This window comes from bacterium (assembly GCA_027622355.1).
Classification (GTDB): Bacteria; UBA8248; UBA8248; order UBA8248; family UBA8248; genus JAQBZT01.
Genome location: JAQBZT010000066.1, coordinates 1 through 10,918 on the forward strand (window position 1 = coordinate 1; position 10,918 = coordinate 10,918).

At 62.8% G+C, this 10,918-nt stretch carries 8 protein-coding genes, 1 tRNA gene and 1 pseudogene; 6 read left to right on the forward strand and 4 right to left on the reverse strand.

Annotation, left to right across the window (positions count from 1 at the left end; all coding sequences use genetic code 11):
- Positions 1-1,596: formylglycine-generating enzyme family protein (locus tag O2807_05685; protein ID MDA0999995.1), on the forward strand; the 1,596-nt coding region annotated here is incomplete at its 5' end.
- 108 nt (positions 1,597-1,704) lie between these two features.
- On the opposite strand, the gene O2807_05690 is transcribed toward O2807_05685, so the two are convergent.
- Positions 1,705-3,582 (reverse strand): methyltransferase domain-containing protein, encoded by a 1,878-nt coding sequence (locus O2807_05690; protein ID MDA0999996.1) that lies wholly within the window; start codon positions 3,580-3,582, stop codon positions 1,705-1,707.
- Positions 3,583-3,877: 295 nt separating this feature from the next.
- Positions 3,878-3,952: transfer RNA gene (locus O2807_05695), tRNA-Val, on the reverse strand.
- A gap of 157 nt (positions 3,953-4,109) precedes the next feature.
- On the opposite strand from O2807_05695, the gene O2807_05700 reads away from it, so the two are divergent.
- Together O2807_05700 and O2807_05705 are read left to right on the forward strand one after the other, a co-directional pair.
- Positions 4,110-4,331, forward strand: coding sequence for a hypothetical protein (locus tag O2807_05700; protein ID MDA0999997.1), 222 nt, complete (start codon positions 4,110-4,112; stop codon positions 4,329-4,331).
- A 62-nt stretch (positions 4,332-4,393) separates the two neighbouring features.
- On the forward strand, positions 4,394-4,795 hold the full coding sequence (locus O2807_05705; protein ID MDA0999998.1) for a Rid family hydrolase: 402 nt from the start codon (positions 4,394-4,396) through the stop codon (positions 4,793-4,795).
- Here O2807_05705 and O2807_05710 read toward each other — a convergent pair.
- A pseudogene (locus O2807_05710) lies at positions 4,792-5,373 on the reverse strand (DsbA family protein). The gene O2807_05705 and the pseudogene O2807_05710 overlap by 4 nt on opposite strands.
- Before the next feature lie 137 nt (positions 5,374-5,510).
- On the reverse strand, positions 5,511-6,932 hold the full coding sequence (locus O2807_05715) for a homoserine O-acetyltransferase (GenBank protein ID MDA0999999.1): 1,422 nt from the start codon (positions 6,930-6,932) through the stop codon (positions 5,511-5,513).
- A gap of 325 nt (positions 6,933-7,257) precedes the next feature.
- Between O2807_05715 and O2807_05720 the strand changes: the two genes are divergently transcribed.
- From O2807_05720 to O2807_05730, 3 genes are all read left to right on the forward strand, one after another.
- Positions 7,258-8,028: a DUF3891 family protein gene (locus tag O2807_05720; GenBank protein ID MDA1000000.1), complete on the forward strand. Its 771-nt coding sequence runs from the start codon at positions 7,258-7,260 to the stop codon at positions 8,026-8,028.
- A gap of 1 nt (position 8,029) precedes the next feature.
- Positions 8,030-10,207 (forward strand): squalene synthase HpnC, encoded by a 2,178-nt coding sequence (gene hpnC / locus O2807_05725; GenBank protein MDA1000001.1) that lies wholly within the window; start codon positions 8,030-8,032, stop codon positions 10,205-10,207.
- Between the two features lie 11 nt (positions 10,208-10,218).
- Positions 10,219-10,918, forward strand: a 700-nt coding sequence (locus tag O2807_05730; protein ID MDA1000002.1) for an FAD-dependent oxidoreductase, incomplete at its 3' end; no start/stop codon positions are given.

The following is a 10,918-nucleotide window of genomic DNA, read 5'->3' on the forward strand; positions in this document are numbered from 1 at the left end:
TACAACCGCCGCTATGTAGAAGGCGAAGTGGACCACTATGAGGTGAGGGCTCTTGCTGAAAACGGTGAAGGCGAGCTTGTGGGCGTTTCGGAACATCGAACGTTCCTGAAGCGAGGCGTTTCCTACGAGAGAGTTCAATGGATTCAGCTCACTGAAAGCGAACTAGGCGATCAAACGTTTTTCGCGCGGGAAATGCCGCCTTATGCCCTCTCGCTCGCTCCCGATGGAGAACTCAAGCCGGTCCGGGTCCATGGCGGCTCCAGCATGCTGGGGATGGTCACCGACCTTTACACATTCTTCTTTGCGGTGAGCCCGCGTGCGGGAACAACCAGCGTGCGCCAAGCCGGGGACACATACTCCGGGGCCGAACCGATCGATGGAGATTGGTCCGATCAACCAGGTTTTGTTGTAGGCGAGGATCGCACAAGCGTTCAGTTGAAACTAGTCTCGATCGATCCCGAACGAGTCACCTACCAGACCGACTTGTTGCCTCCCCAGGAACCTTCGCTTGCCATGCGCCGCCCTTGGATGGAGGAGCCGGTCTGCGCCGGGACTCCGAATAACTTCCAGACGGTGCTGCGGCAAAAAGACAGCTATCTGGCCATTTGGGGTTGCGAAAGAACTCAAATCGTTTCCGAGGTTGATCCTTCCAATGGCAAGATCCTCTCGGCCAAAATGGACAATCGGCTGAAGTATAGAACAAGGCTCTGCACCGATGAGCAACTCGATCGATGCGCGGATGATCCGGCCGAAGTGACCAAGAATCGTCAGGTCTCTCTAACCCTCAAGCCTGCAACGGAGCAGAAGCCGTTCCCGGTCAAGATCAATCCCAAGGACAGGCTGGAATACACCTGTATCCCGCCGGGAAGTTTTTCGATGGGCTGCGTGCCGCGCGATATGGAATGCCACGCCCACGAGAGACCCCGGCATCGCGTCATCATTGGCCAAGGCGAGGGCCAAAGCGAGGCGAGTAGCGGGGACGCTCAAGGATTCTGGATGGGGCGCACGGAAGTGACCGTGGGCGCCTACGAGCGTTTCGCCGCGGCGACGGCCCGGACGATGCCCTCAGAGCCGGGACAGGGCACCGCGCCGGGTTTCAATGACAGTTGGCGGAAGAAGAACCATCCGATGGTCAAGGTGACTTGGGACGAAGCTCAAGCCTACTGCGAATGGGTAGGCGGGCGCTTACCGACCGAAGCGGAATGGGAGTACGCGGCGCGCGGCGACATGGACGCCTTGAAGTATCCCTGGGGCGATAGCCTCAGCCACGAACAGGCGAACTACTGGCGTTCAGGGGGCCGCGACCATTGGATGTACACCGCGCCCGCGGGCAGTTTCCCGCCAAACGGTTTCGGCCTATTCGACACTTCGGGCAACGTCTACGAGTGGGTCGAGGATTGGTACGACGAAAGCTACTACTCGCACTCCCCGTTGGCCAACCCCAAGGGGCCTAAGTCCGGCCAGACGCGGGTGACGGGCGGCGGGTCAGGGTTCCTGAATACGTCCGTACTGCGGACATCCGCGCGTCTGAGAAACAAGCCTGACAAGCGCAACGTGGGGGTCGGTCTTCGCTGCGTCTGGGAGGGCCCGCAGTGACAGCCAGGTCTTGGTCCGGGCAGCCTGAATCGCCAGATGCCGACAAGGCAAGGAACCACGGTCCTTTCCGCGAAAGAATGGCGCCAGAACGTGACGCCAACCACAGCCTTACACTGGTTCTTCCTCGCCCTGAAACCGGTAACGCGATTGCCCGGCTTCGAGAATGAGCCGTAATAGATCCGCGTAGCGTAGGCCCGCGTATCCGGCCATCAGATTGAACTTTCCGTCCCAACACCAGCCAGGGTTGGGGTTCACCTCGAGGAGCCGGGGCGTGCCCTCCGCGTCAAGCCGCCAGTCGAAGCGGGCGTAGTCGCGGCAGCCGAGGCGCTCGAAGAGCCTCAGGGAAGCTTCGGCCATGAGTTTTTCGGTATTCGGAGGCAATTTGGCCGGGATGGACTTGATCCGCGCGTAGGGCGACTGCGGGTCCCATTTGGCCTCGTAGCCGCAGATGCGGGGCAGGTCGGCGGGGAGATCGGAATAGTCCTCCTCGCAGATGGGCAGGATGGTCGTGTTTCCGTCCGGGTTTCCGATAATCCCCAGGGTAACGTCGTTTCCGGTCAGGTACTGTTCGACCAGGATCGGTTTGTCGTAGCCGAATTTTTTGTGGAGCTGGATGACCTCGTTCAGGAGTTGCTCGATGTTGTGGACGACGCTGTTCTGGGTGATGCCGAAGCTCGAATCCCCGAAGTTCGGCTTGAGGATCATCGGGAAGGGAAAGGGGGTTTCGAACGTCTTGGCGCCCGGATTGACGAAGAAGGCCTCCGGGACGGGGATGTCCATTTCCTTGGCCACGCCGCGGACAAGTGATTTGTCATAGCAGTAGGCGAGGCACTGCGGGCCGGCCCCGGTGAAGGGGATGTCCGCTATCTCGAGCAGGGCGGGAACGTGGAGCTCCTTGAAGGGGTTGTTGTCGAATCCTTCGTCGCACAGGTTCAGGACGAAATCGATCTTGCCCTTGAGCTTGGAAGTCCCTTGAATCATCAGGGCATGGTCGTCCAGGTAGGTGAACTGATAGCCCTTCAGGTCGTAGAGCGCCTCCTTGAGCCGATCGATGGTGTAGATGTCGTCTTCATCGAAGACGGAGTCGGGCTTCAGGGGATCGAGCCGTTTCGGGTCGCCCATGTAGACGGCCACAGTTTTCTTGTCGACCTTGGCGCGGGTCTTGACCGGGGACCAGTCCTTGCGCACGGTGGCGGTGAGAATGAGCCGCTGGGCCATCATGCCGAGATCCTGGTTCCGCTGGGAAGGGGTTTCGAGCTTGCCGTGGACGACGATGTCGCTGAAGCCGATTGAGCGGAGCAGTTCCTGGATCTCCATTTTTCCGTAAAGGCGCTCGGCATAGAACTGGTCGGCGAGGACGCCCTTTTCAGAGTGGGTGATGACTTCCCGGGAGATGAGGCGCTTTCCGTCAGCCGAAAGGGCCCGCTCGCGGCAAACGAAGTGCTTGGCGTCTATCCACTCCCAGGTGCGGGCCTGGAAGTTCTTGCGGAGGAAGTCGCCGTCGGAAATGTCGATCAGCAGCTTGCCCTGCGGCCGAAGGACGCGGAAGACATCCTTCAGGACATTCACGTCCTCCTCGGGGGTTTCGAAATAGCCGAAGCTGTTCCCCAGGATGAGAAGGGCTTGGAAGGAGTCCGCCCGGTAGGGGAGCTTACGCGCGTCCCCCTCCCGGAAACGGATGGGGAGTCCCTCCTTCCGTGAAATCGAGCGGGCCTTCTGGATGAGGAAGTGGGAGCGGTCGAACCCTTCCACCTCGGTAAAGCCCCGGCGGGCGAGTTCGAGAGAGTGGCGGCCCTGGCCGCAGCACAAATCGAGGATTTTTTCATCGAGGCTCAGGTTGAGGAGCTGGGAGAACCAGTCAACCTCGCTGCGGGTGATGGTGGGGTCTTCCACCACGTCGGAGTCGGTTTTGAGGTAGAGGGAGTTGAAGATGCGGCGCCACCAGTCGGGCGGAACATATGCTTCCAGATTTTCCAGCGGTCCCAGAAAGTGGTTTTGTCTCTTCCCCGCTTTCGGGGCAGGGTTCGGTTTTCCTGTTTGGCTTGGGTTGTTCACGTCTTTTTTTTCCCTTGTCCAAGTGCGGAGGAGGAAACAAATCCCCACGCGGTTAATGGCCCTCCCGGTTCCCCCCGTGAGGCGGGGCCGAAAAGGGAGTATCTGAGGGAATGTATCACTTGAGCGCGGGCGCGCACCGAAAAAATGAGGGTCGGGGAGAAAAAAATGGGGCGTTTGAGGGCTCGGGGGTGGCCGAGCCCAGCAAGCGGGCCCAGCAGGCGGGAAATGGTGGGCCGTGCAGGATTTGAACCTGCGACTTCTGCCGTGTGAAGGCAGCGCTCTCCCGCTGAGCTAACGGCCCCGAGTCCTTGGCATTAGCATACCCCTCCCGGGGGGTCAAGATGGGAGCGCGCCGGCTCCGCCGGGACTTTACCCCGGTGCGGCGCATCCGCTATGATTTGTCTGCCGGGTTGAAATTTCTGCCTTCCGTCGGGTTTCCAACTGAAGAGGGTTTTGGGATGCCGCAGGTTGAAAACAACAGCGTGAAATACAATCTCAATCCCCGCGAGCATGAGCTCTACGGCTACGGGGTGGACGTTTACATGATTGAAAAGTCGGGCCAAGCGCAGGAGGAGCCGATTGCGTTCATCCCCGGCCGCGATGCCGACTCGGCCCTTCTCCTGACCCGGCAGTGGCTCAAGGTGGCTTTCCCGGCGGAAGCCTCCGGAAAGAAAAAATAGGGGGACTGCCCGGCCCCGCTCCCGCTGGCATTATTTGGACCCTTTCTTCACAGAGCCTGCCCGTGATCTCTCCCGAAACCGTTCATACCGACAAGGCGCCGAAGCCGCGGGGGCCCTTCGTGCAGGCGCGCCGCAGCGGAAATTTTCTTTTTATTGCAGGACAAAGGGGAATTGACCCGGCGACGGGCGAACTCACCGCCCCCACCATCGAGGCGCGGGGGCGGCAGACGATGGAGAACCTCAAGGCAATCGCCGGGGCGGCGGGCGCCGCGATGTCGGATTTTCTCTCGACAGGGGTCTACGTAACCGACCTGAAGGCGCATCGGCCGGTGGTGAACGCCCTCTTCGAGGAGTATTTCGGTGCGAATCCTCCGACGCGGACTATCGTGGAAGTCCGGGCGCTCAACGAGGACGACATCCTGGAGATAGAAGCGGTGGTCAGCCTCCCGGAGACCTCGGCCTAGCTCGCCTTTTGCTTTTCTTCTTCTTCCCGCTGTTTGGCGAGCCGCTCCTGCCGGACTTTTTCCACCTCGGCTTTCACGTCATCGATGACATCCACCCCCCAGAAGATTTTGCCTTCCACGATGAAGGAGGGGATGCCGAAGACGCCGAGGCTCTTGCCCTGGGCGCGCTGGGAGTGCAATGAGCCGAGGTAGCGCCCATCGGCGATGACGTTCTTGATCTCGTTTCCGTCGAGGCCGACTTCTTCACCCAACCGGGCGAGGACATCGGGGCTTTCGAGATCGAGGCCATCCACCCAGCGGGCCTTGTAGATCCGGTCGCGGAATTCCTTGAATTTGCCCTTATCGCGCGCGTAGAAGGTGGCGAGGTGGGCGTTCGTGGTTCGCATGTCGCTTCCCGCCGGCCGGATGGGTACGTCGTACTTCGCGGCCAGGGGCTTGTGGTTTTTCTCGTAGTTCTCAATCTTTTGATCTTTGTTGTAGCCGGCGAAGGACTGCCCGGGCGGGCGCCCCTCCCAGCTGACCCACTCGACCTGAACGTCCGGGTCCTGCTCGAGGACCGGGGTGCCACCCACGGTGGCGACGTAGCAGTAGGGTCAGGTGAAATCGGAGTACTTGACGACGATGATCGGCTCTTTCAACTCGCTCATGTGGTTTCCTTTTTCTGATAGAGATGTCCCGCCGGAGGCCGCCGGCGAAAATTTCACTTGATGGGCGATTATACTACTTCGGCCCGATCGTGGTCGATAGGGGTGATGCCGCCCGGGTCCACCCAGACGCCCCGCTCGCGAAGATAACGGACGGCGGACTGGATTTCATCCTCTTTCCCGCCGAATTCCACGAGCTGCCAGCCCGATTCGTAGCTCACGTCCCCGCGGATGATGTTGATGGCGAAAGAGAATTTCTGGCCCAGCTCCCAGAGCACCGGATGCTGCACCTGGCTTGCGGGAAAGGCGAGGACGAACCGCCGCGTTCCGGCGGGGATGGACTGTGCATGGATGCCGAGTGGGCCGCCCGCCTCGAGGCGGGCGAGAAAGTCGCCAACGATGCGGGTGAGCTGGTCGTACTGCACGATAAAGGCGTCGTGGCCGTAGGTGGATTCCACCGTGTGCAGCTCGGCCTCCCGGCCGAGGCGATGGAGGGATTCGGCGATCTCGATACTGCAATGCGGCGGATAGAGCCAGTCCGAGATGAAGCAGATCAGGGCGCACCTTGTCCGCAGCCGCTCGAGCGCTTCGTCCAGATTGGCGAAACCCCGGGCCGCATCGTAGAGGTCCATCATCCGCGAGAGGTAGATGTAGGAGTTTGCGTCGAACCTTTCGGTAAATTTTCCTCCCTGGTGATCGAGGTAGCTCTCGACCTCGAAGCGCGCCTCTATCTTCTCGAGAATTTTTTCCTGATCGCGGATCTCGCGGCCGAACTTCTCCCACATGATGCCGCTGCTGAGATAGGTGATGTGCGCGAGCATCCGGGCGACGGCGAGACCCTTAACGGGCCCTTTTCCGGGTTCGTAGTTTCCATCCTTCCAATCGGCGTCCGACATGATGGCCGAGCGGCCGATCTTGTCCCAGGCGATGCCCATCGGATTGAGGCGCGCGGCACCGGCGACGGGAATGACAGAGTCGCAGAAATCGCTGTAGCGCAGCCCCCACTCGAGGGTCTGCATCCCGGCAAGCGAGCCGCCGATGACGCTGCGGAGGCGCTTGACGCCCAGGAGATCGAGAAGCTGATGCTGCACCTCGACGGTGTCCTCGACGGTGACGATCGGAAAGTCCATCCCGTAGGGTTTGCCGGTCCCGGGATTGATGGAGGTGGGGCCGGTTGTGCCCGAGCAGCCGCCCAAGTTATTCGGGCAGACGACAAAGTATTTATTGGTGTCCAGCGCCTTGCCGGGGCCGATCATGGGGTCCCACCAGCCGGGCCGGAGGTCCGAGGAGCTGTGGTAGCCGGCGGCGTGGGCGTCGCCGGTCAGGGCGTGGATAACGAGGATGGCGTTGTCCCCGGCCGCATTCAGTTTTCCGTAGGTTTCATAGGCCACCCGTACTTCGGGAATCGAGCGGCCCGAGAGGGTCTGAAACGAGGCGGGAAGGTCCAAATGCCGGGTTTCCGTGATTCCGATGGAGTCCGAAGCTGGCTTCAAGGGTGCTCTCCCATCCTTGCGCGCGGGTGTTCCGCCTGACGGCCGGGTTCTTGCCCCGAAGAGAAATCGTCTATCACGCCCGGCCCGCGGGAACAAGGCGGACGACCGGGAGCGGAGAAATGCCCCCGTCCGAGCCGTGTCTGCCCGGGCAGGAGCTTGTCTGCCCCAGGGGGTATTGGTACATTCGCCGAAACCAATAGTGTCAGTTCGCCGCCCTCGGGGCTGTGCCGGAGAAGGGGTTTTCGGGAACGGACGATGGGTCGTTGCATAGGAAACCGCCGGGCCCCGCCCCGGCTTGCAGCAGATGGATTGCGTGGAGTGCAGCATGATCGTTCGTCCCATGTCCGGGAAAACCCGCCTGATCACGCAGCATGATCATGCCCGCGTGGCCGGAACACTCGCCCGCCGCTGGGTCCTGGATGAACTTATCGAATCTCCAGCGATGGAGTTTCGCGAGGAGTTTTATTTCGCCGTCGACAATCATGATGTGGGCTGGTGCAAGCCGGACGCGAAAGTGCAGCTGGATCTGAGGACGGGCTGCCCCCTCAGCTTTTTCGGGGTCATGGTGGAAGAGATGGTTGGGATATGGACCGAGGGCATCCGCTTTTGCGCCCTGCGCAGTTCCTTGGCGGGCTATCTGGTGAGTGCGCATTTCTCCTCCCTGGCGGAGTCGGGATTACAGGGCGCCCCGCCGGATGATTTGCAGCGCCTTCAGAAATTCCTGGAGCATGAAAAAAACCGGCAGAAGGAACTTTCGCCCCAGCTGGCCGAACGTGCCGCCCGCTGGAAGGACAGCGCAGCGCTCCTTCTCCGGACGTGCGATACGCTCTCGCTGCTGATTTGCCGCGCCCCCGAGATCATGCCCTCTGTCGGGCAGATCCATCCATTAATGAAAAGCGGGCTTTCCGTGCGGGCGGTGGAAGAAGATATCCTGGAGGTTCGGCCCTGGCCCTTTGGGGGCGATCGGCTGGATGTGAAGTATCCGGGAATGGACATCGCGGGCGTCTCCTTCGGTGGAGACAAGGCGATCGAGGAGGCAATCACCGGTTCGGACCCCGCCATTTACGTTTGCTGCCTTCGCCCGCTGGCACTCTAGAATGACATACCGGTATTCATCTCCGGTGGACGTGGTCGCGGGAATCGTCGAGCGCGAGGGAAAGTACCTCGTCTGCCGCCGTCCGGCCGGGGGACACATGGCCGGTTTCTGGGAATTCCCGGGAGGAAAGATCGAGCGCGGGGAGAGTCCCGAGGAGGCCCTGGTCCGCGAGATTCGCGAAGAACTCGGCATCGAGGTCATCGTGGCCTCCAAATTCTGGGAAACCCGCCATGCCTACGATGAGCGCACCGTCCATCTTCAGTTTTTCTCATGCCGCCTGCTTTCGGGGGAGGTCTGGAACCGGGCCGTGGCCGAGCACGAATTGGTTTCACCCGAGCGGCTGGAGAATTTCTCTTTTCTCCCGGCCGACGCCCCCCTGCTCAAGCTCCTGTGGGAAAACGCGCGAATGAGAGCCGCCGAACAGCCAACGAAGCCTGGTGCCGCCGCGCCGCAGGATGGCTCCCGCCCGGAGGTGGAGAATGCCTACCGGGCCTGCCTGCGCCTCGCCCGCGCGCATTACGAGAATTTTCCCGTGGCTTCCCGGCTGCTTCCGGCGCGGGTGCGCCCGCACGTGGCGGCGGTCTATGTGTTTGCGCGAGGTGCGGACGACATCGCCGACGGCCCGGGCTCGGCCGCGGATCGGCGCGCGGCTCTGGAGGCCTGGGAGCGCATGCTCGAGCGCGCGGCCGAAGGTGCGGGCGAAGGCGATGTCTTTGCCGCCCTCGGCGAAACCATCCGGGCGCACCGGCTTCCGCTGAAACCCTTCCGGGATCTGCTCTCCGCCTTCTGCCAAGACCTCGACACTGCGCGCTATCCGGACTTCGATGCCCTTCTCGACTATTGCCGCCGCTCGGCCGACCCGGTCGGTCGTATCGTCCTTATGCTGCACGGGATCCGCGATGCGGAAGCCTTCCGCTGGTCGGATGCCATCTGCTCGGCGCTTCAGATTGTGAACCACCTGCAGGATGTGCGGGAGGATTTTCACCGGGGAAGAATCTACATTCCCCAAGAAGACCTCCGGCGGTTTGGGGTGAGCGAATCGGTCCTGGGAGAGGGCGAGGCCGGTCCGGCCTTCCGGGCGATGATGGTTTTCCAGGTCCGGCGCGTGCGGGCGATGTTCGCCGAGGGGCTTCCGCTGCTCCGGCGCCTCCCCGGCGCGCTGGCGTTTGAGGTGCGGGCCATCTGGCGGGGCGGTGTGGCGGCTCTTGAGGCCATCGAGCGCGCTGGCCACGATGTGCTCACTGCGGCCCCGCGCCTTCGGTTCCGGGACAAGGCGGCCTCCTTGGCGGCGGCTTTTGCGCCCCTCTCATTCCTCGAGGCGCGGGTGGACCCGGCCCGGGACGCGGCGGCCGATCAGCGGTTTTGCCGCTGGCTTGTGCGCCGGAGCCGCTCGAGCTTCTACTATGCGTTTCTCCCGCTCCCGCCGGAGAAGCGCAGGGCCCTCAATGCGATCTATGCCTGTTGCCGCCTTGTGGACGATATTGCCGACGCGCCCAGCGGCGGCGAGGACAGGGGAGGGCGCCTTACCATCTGGAAGGATGCGCTGGAACGCATGGATGCACGGTCCTTTCCCCACCCGGTGCTGCAGGAGATCGCCTGGACGAACGAGGCATTCGGGCTTCCCATCGAGCACCTCCGGGAGGTGTGCGAGGGAGTGGAGATGGACCTGGAGCGGCGTCGCTACCGCACCTTCGAGGATCTGCACCTGTATTGCCAAAAGGTCGCCTCTGCGGTCGGGCTGGCCTGCCTGAGCGTGTTCGGCGTCGAGACGCCGGCCGCCCGCCGCTATGCGCAGACCCTCGGGGTAGCGCTCCAGCTGACGAACATCATCCGCGATCTGAAGGAGGACGCGGAGATGGGGCGGCTGTATCTGCCGTTTGAGGATATGGAAAGGTTCGGCGTGAGCGAGGCGCAGATTCACCATGGAGAAGGAGGGGAGAATCTTCTGGCGCTTTTGCGCTTCGAGGCGGCGCGTGCGGAGGATTTCTACCGGGAGGCGGATGCGGCGCTCCCCCGGGGGGATGTGCAAGCCCTCTTCCCCGCCATGCTGATGGGGCGTATCTACCGCCGGTTGCTGCACGAGATGGAGGCGGCGAATTTTCCGCTGTGGGGCGGAAGCGCGCGCCTGTCGAGGTGGAAGAAGCTCGGCGAGGCCTTTCGCTGCTTCATGGAGCGATGAGGGAGTCCTCTTTGGGTCCTGGGGGTGCTCCGGCGGTGGTGATCGGGGGGGGCGCGGCCGGGGTGGCCGCTGCCCTGGAGCTGGCCGGCGCTGGCCGGCGCGTGGTGCTCCTCGAAGCGGGCACCGCCCTGGGGGGTCGTGCGCGGAGCTTTTGGGAGCCCGGCAGCGGGCAGGAACTCGACTGGGGTCCGCATCTGTTCATGGCCGCCAACTCCGCCTGGCGCGATCTGCTGGGGCGGATTGGCGCCGCCGCCGATCTGAAGTTCGACGCTTCCCTCACACTCACCTACAGACAGGCCGCGCCGGATGGGGTGTGTCTGACCCGGCTGGCGTTTCCGGCCCGGGGCGGCTCGGTTGCACGGCTGGCGGCACTGCTCAGGTGGCGGGGTCCCGGCCTTCGCTCCCGGCTCGAAATCGGATTGGGGCTTTTCCGCCTTCTGGCGGCCCCCGGCAACAAGGATGAGAGTGTCGAGACGATGCTGGCGCGGCTGGGGCAGGGGGCCGAGGCGCGGAAATGGTTTTGGGAGCCCTTCTCCCGTGCGGTGCTGAACCTTCCGGCGGAAAAGGGGAGCGCGGCGCTCCTCCGCAGTGTGCTCGTGGAGGCCTTCGGCGGGGGCGGCGCGGGGGCGGCCCTGGGGTCGCCTTCGGTTTCCCTGGGCGCGCTCTGGGCGCGGCGGGCGGCGGAAACGATCCGCGCGCTGGGCGGTGAGG

Coding starts and splice junctions, on each gene's coding strand:
- hpnC (MDA1000001.1), top strand. CDS start 8,030: ATGACATACCGGTATTCATCTCCGGTGGACGTGGTCGCGGGAATCGTC.
- O2807_05700 (MDA0999997.1), top strand. CDS start 4,110: ATGCCGCAGGTTGAAAACAACAGCGTGAAATACAATCTCAATCCCCGC.
- O2807_05720 (MDA1000000.1), top strand. CDS start 7,258: ATGATCGTTCGTCCCATGTCCGGGAAAACCCGCCTGATCACGCAGCAT.